Source organism: uncultured Alteromonas sp., assembly GCF_963976965.1.
Lineage (GTDB): Bacteria > Pseudomonadota > Gammaproteobacteria > Enterobacterales > Alteromonadaceae > Alteromonas > Alteromonas naphthalenivorans.
In genome coordinates this window covers 59,215-72,747 of the sequence record NZ_CAXBMP010000015.1, presented here as the reverse complement: position 1 = coordinate 72,747, position 13,533 = coordinate 59,215, and the positions used below count along the sequence as shown (strand labels likewise).

Genomic DNA, 13,533 nt, shown 5'->3' with positions numbered 1-13,533 from the left:
TAACAAACATTGACTTAATCGATTAAGCAAAAGATTACTAGAAAAATTGCATTATGTAAAATATTTGTTTAAAAAAATGACCAAATCCATTTCACCCTATTAGCAAACTAAAATTACAAATACATAAAAATCAGAACCTTATACAAAAAACTAACAAGATAAAAAAGTTCATTTTAATTTTAGTTTTTACCCACCATTAACTTAATCGTTTTAGACTAAGATTTAATTAACAATGTATAAACATAGTAAAAACTCAGATAATTCTTACTCTTAGGCATCAAGTTCGCCACATACTTCATAAAAATCAAGCGCAAGTCTTCGCAATTATCTCATTCAAAAATAGACCTTTCTTACTAAAAAGCGAATTGAGAGATCGGGGTTAGCCTTGCCAAGATTTTGGCATATTAGGCTCGGCGATGTTCCACATAAAAAGCTGAGCTCTGGGTCGTTATATTGTTGAGGGGTTAATACGTGAAGCCGGGCAAGCCGGCCATGTATTCTCTGTCTAGGTGAGAAATGGCGTAGCATGGATGTGTATGCACACAACACTGATCACCATCTTTAAAAAACTCTCAAATATTAGTGCCGCGTACATGCGAACTTAGATTTAGCCACTGTAGAGCTCTCCCTCAAGCTCCTCGTTTAACTCCCATTCAATTCAAGAACTGCGCTCACTTCAACCGCCATATTGCCCGGCAAGCTACTCATGCCAACGGCGGCTCTTGCTGCTTTACCATCATCACCAAACGCAGTGACAAAAATATCGGAAAAGCCATTTATCACGAGTGAATGCCCAGTGAAATCATCAGTGGCATTTACCATCCCCGTTATCTGTAGCACTTGTTTTACCGTGCTCAAATCGCCAGTGGCTTCTTTAATCGTTGCCAACGCGCATAGCCCCACCAATTGAGCAGCATCGTAACCCTGCTCTACCGATACGTCTTGCCCCAATTTGCCAAGTACACTCTTGCCTTCACAGGCCCCGTGACCCGATAAGTACAATATGTTTCCCGCACGTCGCCATGTTACGTAATTGGCTATCGGCTTCACTGGCGCTGGCAAAGTAAACCCCGCCGCTTTGAGGTTTTCCTCTGGCGAATTCGCGCTTGCAACTAAAGGCATTAATATTAATAAAGCTGCTGTCGATACTATAAATTTTTTCATCATTTTTCCTTTCTACAGGCTTTTTAAAGCGAGAATTAAGTGATTTATTTCTTCAGCTGAAATGAATATCTGCGGTGTAACTCGTATACAACAACCACTGGCTAGCCCTACTCTCAATACCGTAAATACGTTGAATTCATTTTCCAGTCTTTTCTTCAGCACCTTTGCGTCGTTTAACGACACTTTCTCTCTCATTCTAAATGCTCCCATTCCTGTGCTTGATGCGTCATCTTCGCCGCCCAACACTTCAATATTAGGCAGTTTTCTTGCTTCTTCTACCCACAAATTGCGCAAGTAACGCAACCTCGCTTCTTTATTGGCAGCCCCAATAGACTGATGAAAGTCGATAGCGGCAGGAATCGTTAAAACAGACGCAAAATTTGATGTGGCAGTATGAACCCGTTTGTGAGCCAACGTATTGGTAGGGTCGGTCTCACCGGGGTATGGAGATATTTTGCCTAACGTGCCCTTCTTCATATAAAGCGCTCCCACCCCCACTGGGCTGCCTATCCATTTGTGCAAGTTGAAGCCTGCCCAGTCCACATTTAAGTCGGTAATGTTAAAGTCGAGCAACCCCCACGATTGGGCACAATCACAAATAACATCTATACCACGGGCTTTTGCGGCTTTAGCGATATCAGCAACAGGCAATATGAGGCCGTGCTGATTACTCACATGAGTAAGCAGCATTAGCTTCAAATTAGGGTTTTCATCAAAGGCTTTCGTGTATACCTTGAGGATTTCAGCTTGATTAGTTTGCGCGGGCAAACTAACTTCAACAGGTTCGACGCTCTGCGTTTTAGCCAACCACCGCATGGTGTCTTTAAAGCTAGGATAATCGATGTCGGCAAATAATACGGTGTCGTTAGCATTAAAGTCGTTGTACTGACGCATTAAGTTATGAATCGATTCCGTCGCGTTACGAGTGATAACGACTTCATCATAATTAGCACCTAGCGCTTGTGCGATTTTGCCAGCGCTTAGCTTTAGGTCCTCAGAGAAATGCTTACGTGCATAAACGGAAAGTTGTGTATTCACCATTTTCGTTTTATCAACAAATACTTCCTGCACCTGCTTAGACATCTTTCCCCAGTAACCATGTTCTAAATTAACTATCCGCTGCGCTTTGTCATAATTCAGTGCAACTTGTGCCCAAAATGATTCATCTTTTGCCAGCAACTCGGGCGATATATTATTAGGTCTTGGGGGTAACTTAGCGGTGGTCGATGATGCAACTTTACTATTAGAATGAACCAATTTTGACGCCGCAAAGGTTCCTAACACCCCACCAATTAGGGTTTTTAACGCCCGCCTACGGTTTAAATACTCCGGCACTACACTCATGAAATCACGCTCACTACTAGGCCTACATTGAAAAGAAAAACATCGTATTTCACTAAATTTGAATCATAAGGAGTCTATCGCAGCCAATTGAAGCAATTGTTAAACCACATGATTTAATGGTGTGTATTTCTGTTGGCTACGCCTTGTGCATACCGCACCTCTAATTACCTTACTTGATGGGGCAAAATAACTTCGATACTCAGAACTGCTGCTTTGTTATTTTGTGTAAATTTCCAGCAAAAAAACGTAAAGCCTAAGGCACTTTTGCGGGAAGTTAATTAAGGTTTCAGATACTAAGCAATGATTGCACTGAATCAAAAAGGAGCGAGATATGAACAAATGGTTTTGGGGTGTATTGATTTTCTGCTTTATTGTAATCAATGAGATAACAGTAGATTGGTTACTCGCCATTACCATTGGCGGTTATGGTTTCGAAGCCAGCTTCGAGCATATCTTTCGATATTCCTCTCCTTTTGCTTACTTTGAATCGGCTCCCTTTCGGCTCATTCCTTACTTGCTACTTACTAGCCTAGCTGCTTTCCTTGGTGACTATTATTCTGTTCATGAAAAAATGGCATTTTGGGGAGCACTAATAGCAATAGCGCTTTTTCATTTTTGGGGATATTGGGGCTTAAATTACCCTTCCTATAATGGTGAGCGCCTATCATCGACAGCCGCATTGGCACTTCTTTTTATTCCCCTGCACGCTATTTGGGTTGGCTTACTTGCGGGTATAGTTACAGGGCTTTTATCGTTATTGTCCGCTAGTATTTTCAAGAAAATTCGCGGCGTTTAATGACAGTAAAACAGCCAATTAAACGCCTTCGAATAAGCGATCTTGCTAGCTACCAATTTGCAATGAAATAATCCGCTTAATTTCGCCCAGCGATAACACCGCCATCAACATCCCAAATCGCACCGGTTACCCAACTCGTTTGTTCTTGTAACAGGAAGACAATACTATTAGCGATATCATCAGGTGTTCCAATGCGACCTATTGGATGAAAACCGTTGAAGCCGGCTAGCGCATCATCAAGTTCAGATGGGTCAATAAACGACTCATAAATAGGCGTTTTAACTACCGCAGGCGATACTGCATTTACCCGTATATTATGCTCTGCTAGTTCCATAGCCATATGTTGCGTTAATGCATGCAAGCCTGCTTTTGCCATTGAATAGGCAGAAGACGGTGTTGCTTTTATTGCCTGTTTCGCCCACATAGAACCAATATGCACAATAGCGCCGCCGCCATGCTTAATCATATTATTCGCCACTGCCTGACTAATAAAAAAAGTAGCGCGATTTAAGCTTGCATAAGTATCGTAATCACTGCCCTCGTGAGATAAAAAGGGCTTAGGGTTAAAGTAGCCAGCAGCGTTCACTAGGTGCTGAATATGTCGATTTTCAGTGTTTATACTATGAATAACTCTGTCTATGTCTTGCTTAAGATATAAATTTGCTTGAATAATTTCTACCGTAGCGCCACCTTTCGATATCGCTTCTAAATCAGATTTAGCAGTAGCCAATTTGCTACCTTTATTACCTAAAATAACAACACTAATACCTTTAGCAATAAGTTGCTTGGCGGTGGCCAATCCCATTCCACTAGAGCCACCTACTATTAGTGCTATGTTTGAAGTATGCATAATTAATTACCTTGGTTATGTTAAACTGTGTGGCGAATTTAACGGTAATTAATAGGCTTAAAAAGTAAGTACTTATCGGTAAGGTAGGTACTTTTTGGTACATCTTAATGAAAACATTAGAGAAGAATTTTTCAAAAAAATTAGCACCAAGCAAAGCGGCTCAAATGGTAGAAACTATTTATGGCTGTAAATGGTCGCTTACCATTTACCAACTTCTGAATAATGGTATTAATCGCCCCGGCGAAATGGTGCGGTGCGTAGATGGCCTTACCACAAAAGTACTCAACCAATGTTTACGCAAAAATATCGAGTTTAATATTTTAGCCCGCGTTTCTTACAACGAAGTTCCGCCCCGAGTTGAGTACGAGGTCACTGAGTTTGGCAGAAAGTTTATGAGAGTACTGGATGAGCTAGACACCCTACAAAATGAAATAGATGGGCATGAATAGTTACTAGTTATCCCCTCTCGCCCTACCACTCACACTTTCCTGCTCCACTGATAGGCCACTCCCGTGACAGGCCAGCCTCCTTCCCTCCAGCACTGATTAAAAAAAACGCGATAAAAACTTGCGCTTTAGAATTACACATGTAATCTTTAATTAAGACTACACATGTAATCCATTTATAGAAAAGTCACTACCACATTGGTTAAAGCGAAATAATTATGAACACACCTAAAGCGCAGCCAGATATTAGCAATACCGAGTTTGAAGTATTAGACGTGATTTGGGACAGCAACCCGATTTCGTCTAACGAGGTCATTGAGCGCCTTAATCAACATAAACCGTGGCATGAAAAAACGGTGAAAACCTTGCTTGGACGCTTAGTAAAAAAGGGGGCTATCAGTTTTCACAAGCAGCAGCGCCAATACCTTTACTACCCCTTAATTGCCCGCGAAGAATATGTTCAAGAAGAAACCAGTAGCTTTTTAAGCCGACTCTTCAAAGGTAAAGTTGCGCCAATGATTGCAGGCTTTGCCAACCAAAACGAGTTATCTAAAGAAGATATCGATGAGCTTAAAGCGGTGATCAAGCAATGGGAGAAAAACAATGATTGAGTGGATGATTTCTCAGCAAACTATGTTAACCGTTGTTCTGGCGCTATTGATTCTTTGTGAGCGATTCCTCACTCCCCAACTAGGCACTACGTTTGTTTACAAAGCATGGTTACTACTTCCGGCTGCACTTGTGATGAACAACCTACCAATTGATTTGGTTTCTATTCCCGCTAATAGCATTAGCCGCTATTTAGTAGGTATTAACCCTAATGTATCCGGTGGGCAGTTTAATGTGCTGTTTTGGTTATGGGCAACGGGTGCTAGCGCAGTAGCGGCTTACATAGCGGCAAACCATATAAGTATATTAAGATCTATTGATAAAAAGCACCTTGTGCGAGCGCCTAGCGCAACGGTTCCGGTAACTTCAAATACATCACCTTCCCTTCGCGCTTATTATTCTGATAAAGCTTCTACGCCTATGCTCTTTGGCTTCTTGAAACCAGCCGTACTGCTGCCAAGTTACTTTAAGACCGCTTTTTCAAACTCCCAACAATCATTAATACTTGAACATGAAAGTGTCCATAACCAACACAAAGATAACCTATGGAATGCTATTGCGTTAGCGTTTGCGGTGCTTTTTTGGTTTAACCCCGTGCTCTGGATTGCGTTGAAATCGTTTCGTAGCAGTCAAGAATTAGCATGCGATAACGCAGTGCTCGCCAACAAATCACCAACCGAGAAACTCATTTATGCAAAAGCACTTGTATGTTGTGCCGAGCATAATTCACAAGCAGTAAACCTGTACCCAACCTTTGGAGAGAAAAATACAATGATTAAAAGATTAAACGCGATTAAAACCCCGCATAAAGGTAATAAATTACTTGCCGCTGGCACAGCTGCTATTTTTGCCTTAGTAACGGCCAACATGGCGTTAGCCAATGTGCCACTTCAAAATACTGAACACAAACAGTCGAAAGTTGACGAAGCAGCCCCGGTAGAATTTGTATCGCCTGAATACCCCAAATCGGCCGAAAAAGGAAATATTGAAGGTTTCGTCGTACTGCAGTTTGATATTACTAAAAACGGTAACACCGACAATGTCACTGTAGTTAATGCCACTCCCGAAGGTATATTTGATGAAAGTGCAAAAGCTGCGCTTGAGCAATGGAAATACAAACCAGCAATTAAAGGTGGTGTAGCCCGCAGGCAAACAGGTTTGTTAGTGCAGCTCGACTATAAACTTGACCAGCCATTAACGGCGGGCACTGATAAGTAAGCTTAAGCCCAAAACCGTAAGAAGACTAAAAGGAGCGCGTGCTCCTTTTAGTGTTTTTCTCAAACAAGGCTACTCTCTCAAGCTATTCCTTCTTAGGCTATGTTGTGTTAGACCGCTCTGTCTTAGACCATTCCAACATAGTACGAAGCAAATATTTCACTGCCATCAGTAAAGACTACGAACACTTCATCATTCCCTATATTGCTTTATCTTTTTCGCTTACCCTAACCTGCTGTAATTATTCTCAAAAAAATATTAAGGAAGGGCTCGGCACTGTCTTTGCTTCATTCTATCGTTAGCGCTAGTGATGAGTATCGATGCTGATTGGTTTTAATACCGATGGATTGGATATTATTTATTAGCAAAACCCACAAGCAACACTTAGGAGGAAACATGGCCGGGGGCTGGGCAAAAGACGGGGCAGTACAAGATCAGATAGACGCAAGCGTTGAAGATGCCGTGGCGCGTGCTAAAAACAACATGTATCAAGGCGAGAGTGCTGTATTTTGCGAAGAGTGCGATGCTCGTATTCCTGAACGCAGACGCATCGCAGTGCTCGGTGTGCAATTATGTATTAACTGCCAAGCCGAAATGGAAAAAACAAGCAAAGTAGAGTCGTTGTTCAACCGTAGGGGCAGTAAAGATAGCCAGCTAAGATAGGCTATGAAAATAGTCGCCTTATAGAAAGCCGCCTTTATCAGAAATTAGATTAACCACGCGGTCAGTTATTGCTTTTCATCCTACTTACCCTCGTATTAACCGTTTACACGTTGCATAGTATTAGGACTTTTGCGAAAGATAAGTTATTGATTTATCTTGCTCCCGTTCGTACAACAGTAAGAACGGAATAACGAAGTCACAATAATAAAAACGGAAAACACATGAAATTAAAAACGCTTGCCTTAGCGTGTGCCTCAACATTTGTAGTTGGGTGTGCCACTCAACACACTTCTTCAGTCAATCAAGCACCAGCTGCCGAGCTATCAACACCATACACGTTAAAGTCTGGCGGAGAGATTTCTGAAAGACAAAAGCATTTATCCATTAGTCATGCAAAGCTTGCCTTTTCTTTCGATTTTGACAAAGAGATATTGTTTGGCGATACCACACTTACCCTGCAGGCTCCTTCACCACAACAAGAAATCTCTGTGGATTTAGACACGCGTTTTGCTATTGAAAGCGTTTGGCTGAATGGTACCGAGCTACCTGCAGAGCAATTTAGTAACCTTGAAGGTGAGCTTATTGTATCGCCAAATAGCAGTGTGGCTTTTCCAGCAACGTTGCGCATTGTCTATTCTGGACATCCACGCACGCCAATCAGAGCCCCTTGGGATGGCGGTGTGATGTGGGAAGAAACACCGGATGGACATCCATGGTTGGCAACAGCAGTGCAAGGTGAAGGGTGCGATCTTTTCTGGCCGTGTATTGACCAACCTTATGGTGAACCTGCTAACACCGAGCTTTTCATTACCGTACCTAAGCCGCTTGTGGCCGCCAGTAACGGCGTATTGGTTGCTACTGAAGAAAAAGGTAATGACCGCACTTTTCATTGGCAAACCAAGTCGATGCACAATACTTATGGCATTGCCTTAAACATAGCGCCTTATGAAAAGCTGACCAAAAGTTTTACCAGCATATACGGTAACACCTACCCGTTAACCTACTACCATCTTCCAGAAAACGAAGAAAAAGCCGAGGCATTATTTGCCGAACTTCCTGAAATGATAACCTTTTTCGAGCGGATGATTGGCCCCTACCCGTTTGCCAACGAGAAAGTGGGCATAGTACAAACACCTCACCTGGGTATGGAACACCAAACCATTAACGCCTATGGCAATGAATATAGAAAAGATGACGCTGGATATGATTGGTTAATGCAGCACGAGTTTGCCCATGAATGGTTTGGTAATCAGCTAACCAACGACAACTGGGATCACATGTGGTTACACGAAGGGTTTGGCACCTACATGCAACCGTTATATGCCCAATACTTACACGGCAATGAAGCCTATTTTGTGAAGCTTAACGCACAGCGAAAAGGGTTGGCTAATGCTCACCCTATCGTTAGCAACGAATTGATGTCTGAAGAAGATGTGTATGAAAAAGGCCCAGCAGGTGATATTTATGCCAAAGGTTCATGGGTTATTCATACACTTAGAGGGCTAATGGGTGATGAACCCTTTTTCCGTTCTGTAACCGAACTTGTGTATGGCCGTGTTGACCCACAACCAGGCAATTTCGAACCTATTTTCGCCAATACTCAAGACTTTATCGATATCGTCAATAAAAACAGCGAGCACAATTTAGATTGGTTTTTTGACGTGTATATATTCAGCGCGGCCTTACCTATATTAGATGTAGCCCGTACAGAAAATGAAGTCACCTTTACGTGGAAAACAGAAGGTGACTTACCCTTCCCTATGCCCCTAGAGGTTAGCGTAAACGGTAAAGTAACTACGCTTGATATGCAAAACCAAACCAGTTTAATGGTAACCGAATACGATGTGGTGGTTGCCGATCCTAATAGTAAGGTGCTTCGCTACGAACAGCGATTCGAGGATTATAAAGCCTGGCAGGAAGCGCAAGCTGAAATGAGGAAAAAGCAGACCGAAAAATAAGCTTAAAGCAGGGAGCTTAAAAAGCTCCCTTAAATATGCGCTAATTGAGGTTGGTAAAACGAACCCATTGATACCCCGTTGCCGTTCTATCGCTTCTTGGAAATGGGAGTAACCACCTTACTACTATCTACCAGTTCTTCTAATGCCACACCTGGGTCTTCTTCCCCAGCCACTGACGTAGCATAGGGGCTAGCTGCTTCAGCTTCCTCATCTGAAACGGGGGTGACGTTTCTGGTACGAGAGCCAGTGGTCTCGCCCTCCTTGTTTTGATTTTTATCTTTCAAGCCACGCATTAATTCCTCCAAATAGGGTACAAATTCTAAGGCTAGTGCTATCAATAGTACGGTAACTAAATACCATGTGGGTAAGGGGTCTTCTTTAAGTTGTAGCGCGAAGTCAGCAGGAATGTCGCCGAAACCAAACAACGCAATAAAATGCGGCCAATGACGACCCACCACTAACACTAAGGCTAGCAGCGGGATCATTTCTAAAAAACTATGAACATGCTGCTCAATTGGGCCTACACGGCGCTTAGATACAGCATAAGATACATCCCACATTGCCGTTGCTTCATGCACAAAAAAGAGCAAGATACTGATAGCGATAATTAGGCTGTTTACTTCGAATATCAGCACCATGAAAAGTGGAATGCCCACTTCAGCGAACATAAGCAAATGGATAAGAGATTCTTTTGCGCCGCTCGTACCGGAAATATTACTTCGCCTGTGGCAAAACCAGTCAACAATGCCCGCCACAAACCAAATGGGAATGATGAAATACATTAGGATAATTAGCGTAGGATCGTCCATAAAAACCTGCCTCTCCTCTTAAACAAGGCCTACATCAAGCGACATAAGCGAAGGTGTATGAGGTTATAAACGGACAACAGAGCAGAACAGATTAGCAGTTCATTAAATTTTTTTAACGTTGATGGTAGATATTTAAAATTGGCAAGTCGATGCTATTCAATAGCTTCTTAAAATAGGACACCCACATTATCAATAAATTAATTTGTGAGTGTCCCAGCTACCCAAGCGTTCTAAAGCACCTCAATGGGAGTATTTTTCATTATTGAAGCCCGTCTTGGAGTAAAAGCACTTAAGGCTAATCTAATAAAAATTCATCGAATAGTATTACTTCAGAGTTTAAGTCCGAAGGATCGAAAACATAACTTTTCACGCTGCCAGACTGCGTATCCAACACTGAAAATACCGAAAGGTTATTACTGGTTACAAACGGCAAATTTGGATAACTTTCATTTTCCATGCTCATCGGGCTGAATAAGGTTGGAAAGCTCATCACTCTATCCTGGGGATCACCGTTCGGAGGATAATTTTCAATATCCCAGCGAGGTGCCGCAGAATTTACATCTTCCCAAAAGTCTGAATAACTCGCCCTTACATCTGCCGTATAAGATCCGGTTGAATCTATGTAATACGCGCCATAACTATTGCCCACATTCGAGCTTTCAAGGTAATTTAAGCCTTCAACCTCTGCTCTGTTCCATAGATGTGAGTGCCCTATGTGGACCAAATCAACATCATTTTCAATCAATAAGGGTTCAATATCATTTAGCCAAACATCTTGCGCCAGTGGGTATTGATAGCGTATTTCTTCCGCTGTTCCAAGCAAAGGAGCGACTTCGGATGTCCACGTTTCAGGGGCGATTGGAAAAGTATATTCGGTGATAGTTTCGTTCTGATTCTCATCAGTTGTAACAACTTGCATTACAGGCTGTGCTAAAACGGGAACCGTATTATCACCTAATCCAAAGACGCCTTGATGTGCCATAACCACTTTGTATTTAGCCTCTTTAAAAGCATCGGTTTCCATTACGCCCTGCAGCCATGCGTATTGATCTGATTGAGCATCGAATCGCTCGAAAAGAAACTCTCCAAATCCCCATTCAGAAGGCGAGTCAAGGGTATCTATACTTTCAACAAACTTTGTTTTACTGGTACCTGAAACGCTCCAAGAGCGCCATATTCGAGAGACATTCATAGAGATAATGAATACATCACCAAACGAAGCAGCATAATAGTCTTCTCCTGATGGCCCATCATCCGGAAAACTAAAAATGTCTAGAAAGCTCTGCTGATTATGTGAATTATCCGCTATCCACTGCGCTTTTATACTTTCATCGCCGTCAGGATTAACCGTTTCAGCTACTTGATCATAAGCTACTTCAGCATACCAAGCAGGCTGAGGATCGTTGAAGCTTCCGTTTAAAGAATATCCCTCTTCTTCAGGGGTATAACGTCCCATGACTTCGTGATTTCCGATAGTACCAAATAACGGAGCATGCTGAAGAATCTCGCCTCCATTATAGGGAAAACCTGGTACATAAGCCTGATAGTGGCCTTGCAATGCGGGGAAAAAAGCGGGAGAGTCTTCTTTTACTTGGTCGAACCATTCTGATGCTCGGTCAGGGACGTTTACGAAATCTCCTGCAAACAATACGGCATCTGGTACGCCCACGGTTTCAACCACTTTTTGATAATTTGCTACCACGTTTTTCTTAGACTGAAGATCCGAGGTTAACAGTATTTTCAACGCCTGACCTTCTGCTGGTGCAGGTGCTAGCGTGAAGCTATTACTCTTAAATTCAAATCCGTCTTCATCGGTACTGGTAACGAAATAATCTACTCTTTCACCTTGAACAAGACCTGTTGCTGTTGCCTCATGACGATAAACATCACGGTAGGTTAAAGCATCATAATTAATGTCTCCCAATGAAGAAGAAGTATCTTCCATCATTCGGTTTAATTTGGTCGTAGTAATTTCCGAGGTTGATGAACTTCCAAAGGACAATTCGTGCTCGGTGTAGGGAGTTGCAAAAATGGGTCTGTGAGCATTTCATGTTCAGGATTAACTACTACTGGTACCTCTACGGGAACCTCTACTTCAACGGTTTCATCGTCATTACACCCGGTGAGTAACAAAAGCGGGGTAAAAAAGATTAGCGTTCGCCACTGTATCTTCATAAAGCCTTTTCCTTTTGTGTTATAGATTTAACCTATTGTTCGTGAAAACAATAGAGAAAACCTATGAAGTAAGGGCTGAACATTTATGAATTTTTGGTGAAATATTCTTGAACCGTAACGTTAAAAAGATTAGTTAAATCATATATATACAGGAACTTATAAAACCAAACTTCAGCAGATTCATTTTACTAAAAGCGTGACCCAAACCATTCTGTGGTCAGAACTTGCTTGTCTGTCATTAACTAACCTATACAAGTCACTGTCTTTGGTAGGCCAAAATACGCCAGCGTCTTTTACGTCAAAGCCATACTGTGAAGGCAGTACATAATCGGCTCTTGCCCCCCAATAGGCAGTGAAACGGCTACTGAAGGCTTCGCTTGAGGCTGCTGCGCCACCAGCACTTGTTGGAATAAGGCGATTGTTCACCAACGGGCTTTCGGTTAATTGCTCTATCACATCAGGTCTGTGTTTATCGCCAATATCAGCGGCATTAAAATCGCCAACTAATACGAACCGGTCGTTCTCTTTTAAGCTAACCTGCTCGCCAGCATCGTCATAAATATAGCCACCACGTTCAGGTGTTAAGTAATCTGCCATTAGACGAATTTCATCGTGATTGCGCGTACCATTTCTGTCTTCAGCGCCGTCGAAATTTGGCGGTGTGGGGTGCATAGCCAATATGTGCACTATTTTTCCGTTCACATTTACCGGAATATCCCAGTGAGATTTAGAACTTAGGCGAAAGGCTTGCCACTCTTCTTTTGAATACCAAGGCGTTCCCTTTTCATCAGTACTGGCAGCAGGTAAAATCGGCTGTTGTGCATTAGGCATATCTTGCCATTTGAAGGTTTGAAAAGTGCGCGCATTCGCCTGTTCAATCGGGTACTTAGACAATACCACCATGCCATATTGGCCTGGGTATAAGCCGTATCCATAAGCATCACCGCCGAATTGTTCTTTTTTGCCATTATTGTCTAAATCAAAATTGGTCGGCTCACCAGTGTTGACGGTATTTGTATAAACATAGCCATAATCCACCGCTTTTTGCCCCCCCTGAGATACATTCAGGTAATGCTTTATAAAGTAATCAATACCTACCGACTGGTCGGCGATATAATCAAACTCATTGAGTAACAGAATGTCGGGGTTAACACGTTGAATTATTTCAGCAATATTCTTAACTTGCGAATTCTCACCATTAGATAGCACCTTCTGTAAAACCTTCGCACTAGGCGCTAACCCAAGCGCTTTGTAGTTAGTCGACTCCATGCTCACATTAAACGTGGCTACTTTTATTGTTTGAAGCCCTTTATGTATTTCAAGCGGTTCTGGGGATTCAAGTGCTTCGGCGTTTAGGGCAGTTGGCAGCAAGGTAGACGACAGCAAGGTAAATAGTGATACAAGAAGCCTGTATTTCATGAGTTTGCTCAGTGGTTATTCTACTTTCTATAAGACTATCAATATTACGGTGATTACCAAGCGGTTTTAACCCATTTATTCGTCG

At 42.3% G+C, this 13,533-nt stretch carries 13 protein-coding genes; 6 read left to right on the top strand and 7 right to left on the bottom strand.

The window, feature by feature from the left end; all coding sequences use genetic code 11:
- Window positions 1–642: 642 nt before the first annotated feature.
- Window positions 643–1,164 carry a RidA family protein gene (locus AAC006_RS12785; RefSeq protein ID WP_013783098.1) on the bottom strand — a complete coding sequence of 174 codons (522 nt, stop codon included), beginning with the start codon at window positions 1,162–1,164 and terminating at the stop codon, window positions 643–645.
- Window positions 1,165–1,176: 12 nt separating this feature from the next.
- The gene (locus tag AAC006_RS12780; protein WP_339891543.1) at window positions 1,177–2,508 is read right to left on the bottom strand and encodes an aminotransferase class V-fold PLP-dependent enzyme; all 1,332 of its coding nucleotides are present in this window, start codon (window positions 2,506–2,508) and stop codon (window positions 1,177–1,179) included.
- A gap of 331 nt (window positions 2,509–2,839) precedes the next feature.
- Here AAC006_RS12780 and AAC006_RS12775 point away from each other — a divergent pair, with 331 nt between their 5' ends.
- Complete coding sequence (locus AAC006_RS12775; RefSeq protein ID WP_013783096.1) at window positions 2,840–3,304, top strand: hypothetical protein; 465 nt, start codon at window positions 2,840–2,842, stop codon at window positions 3,302–3,304.
- Between the two features lie 76 nt (window positions 3,305–3,380).
- Here AAC006_RS12775 and AAC006_RS12770 read toward each other — a convergent pair whose 3' ends face one another.
- Window positions 3,381–4,154 carry an SDR family oxidoreductase gene (locus AAC006_RS12770; RefSeq protein ID WP_013783095.1) on the bottom strand — a complete coding sequence of 258 codons (774 nt, stop codon included), beginning with the start codon at window positions 4,152–4,154 and terminating at the stop codon, window positions 3,381–3,383.
- Window positions 4,155–4,261: 107 nt separating this feature from the next.
- On the opposite strand from AAC006_RS12770, the gene AAC006_RS12765 reads away from it, so the two are divergent.
- The 5 genes from AAC006_RS12765 (at window position 4,262) to AAC006_RS12745 (ending at window position 9,045) form a co-directional block, all read left to right on the top strand.
- Entirely contained in the window at window positions 4,262–4,603 is a 342-nt protein-coding gene (locus AAC006_RS12765) for a winged helix-turn-helix transcriptional regulator (RefSeq protein ID WP_013783094.1), read from the top strand.
- Between the two features lie 215 nt (window positions 4,604–4,818).
- Window positions 4,819–5,211 carry a BlaI/MecI/CopY family transcriptional regulator gene (locus tag AAC006_RS12760; RefSeq protein WP_013783093.1) on the top strand — a complete coding sequence of 131 codons (393 nt, stop codon included), beginning with the start codon at window positions 4,819–4,821 and terminating at the stop codon, window positions 5,209–5,211.
- On the top strand, window positions 5,204–6,427 hold the full coding sequence (locus AAC006_RS12755) for a TonB family protein (RefSeq protein WP_013783092.1): 1,224 nt from the start codon (window positions 5,204–5,206) through the stop codon (window positions 6,425–6,427). The genes AAC006_RS12760 and AAC006_RS12755 overlap by 8 nt, the downstream gene beginning before the upstream one ends.
- 393 nt (window positions 6,428–6,820) lie before the next feature.
- Window positions 6,821–7,087 (top strand): DksA/TraR family C4-type zinc finger protein, encoded by a 267-nt coding sequence (locus AAC006_RS12750; protein ID WP_339891540.1) that lies wholly within the window; start codon window positions 6,821–6,823, stop codon window positions 7,085–7,087.
- 221 nt (window positions 7,088–7,308) lie between these two features.
- A complete protein-coding gene (locus tag AAC006_RS12745; RefSeq protein ID WP_339349382.1) occupies window positions 7,309–9,045 on the top strand; it encodes a M1 family metallopeptidase in 1,737 nt (578 codons plus the stop codon).
- An 86-nt stretch (window positions 9,046–9,131) separates the two neighbouring features.
- Here the strand turns inward: AAC006_RS12745 and AAC006_RS12740 are convergent, their stop codons facing one another.
- From AAC006_RS12740 to AAC006_RS12725, 4 genes are all read right to left on the bottom strand, one after another.
- Window positions 9,132–9,854, bottom strand: a complete 723-nt coding sequence (locus AAC006_RS12740; protein WP_338456387.1) for a diguanylate cyclase — start codon at window positions 9,852–9,854, stop codon at window positions 9,132–9,134.
- Between the two features lie 295 nt (window positions 9,855–10,149).
- The gene (locus AAC006_RS12735) at window positions 10,150–11,802 is read right to left on the bottom strand and encodes a metallophosphoesterase (protein ID WP_288389216.1); all 1,653 of its coding nucleotides are present in this window, start codon (window positions 11,800–11,802) and stop codon (window positions 10,150–10,152) included.
- A 5-nt stretch (window positions 11,803–11,807) separates the two neighbouring features.
- Complete coding sequence (locus tag AAC006_RS12730) at window positions 11,808–12,029, bottom strand: hypothetical protein (RefSeq protein WP_288389217.1); 222 nt, start codon at window positions 12,027–12,029, stop codon at window positions 11,808–11,810.
- A 180-nt stretch (window positions 12,030–12,209) separates the two neighbouring features.
- Complete coding sequence (locus AAC006_RS12725) at window positions 12,210–13,448, bottom strand: endonuclease/exonuclease/phosphatase family protein (protein ID WP_013783084.1); 1,239 nt, start codon at window positions 13,446–13,448, stop codon at window positions 12,210–12,212.
- Window positions 13,449–13,533 lie beyond the last annotated feature (85 nt).

Coding starts and splice junctions, on each gene's coding strand:
- AAC006_RS12730 (WP_288389217.1), bottom strand. CDS start 12,029: ATGAAGATACAGTGGCGAACGCTAATCTTTTTTACCCCGCTTTTGTTA.
- AAC006_RS12785 (WP_013783098.1), bottom strand. CDS start 1,164: ATGAAAAAATTTATAGTATCGACAGCAGCTTTATTAATATTAATGCCT.
- AAC006_RS12755 (WP_013783092.1), top strand. CDS start 5,204: ATGATTGAGTGGATGATTTCTCAGCAAACTATGTTAACCGTTGTTCTG.
- AAC006_RS12770 (WP_013783095.1), bottom strand. CDS start 4,154: ATGCATACTTCAAACATAGCACTAATAGTAGGTGGCTCTAGTGGAATG.
- AAC006_RS12725 (WP_013783084.1), bottom strand. CDS start 13,448: ATGAAATACAGGCTTCTTGTATCACTATTTACCTTGCTGTCGTCTACC.
- AAC006_RS12735 (WP_288389216.1), bottom strand. CDS start 11,802: ATGATGGAAGATACTTCTTCTTCATTGGGAGACATTAATTATGATGCT.
- AAC006_RS12775 (WP_013783096.1), top strand. CDS start 2,840: ATGAACAAATGGTTTTGGGGTGTATTGATTTTCTGCTTTATTGTAATC.
- AAC006_RS12750 (WP_339891540.1), top strand. CDS start 6,821: ATGGCCGGGGGCTGGGCAAAAGACGGGGCAGTACAAGATCAGATAGAC.
- AAC006_RS12780 (WP_339891543.1), bottom strand. CDS start 2,508: ATGAGTGTAGTGCCGGAGTATTTAAACCGTAGGCGGGCGTTAAAAACC.
- AAC006_RS12765 (WP_013783094.1), top strand. CDS start 4,262: ATGAAAACATTAGAGAAGAATTTTTCAAAAAAATTAGCACCAAGCAAA.
- AAC006_RS12745 (WP_339349382.1), top strand. CDS start 7,309: ATGAAATTAAAAACGCTTGCCTTAGCGTGTGCCTCAACATTTGTAGTT.
- AAC006_RS12740 (WP_338456387.1), bottom strand. CDS start 9,854: ATGGACGATCCTACGCTAATTATCCTAATGTATTTCATCATTCCCATT.
- AAC006_RS12760 (WP_013783093.1), top strand. CDS start 4,819: ATGAACACACCTAAAGCGCAGCCAGATATTAGCAATACCGAGTTTGAA.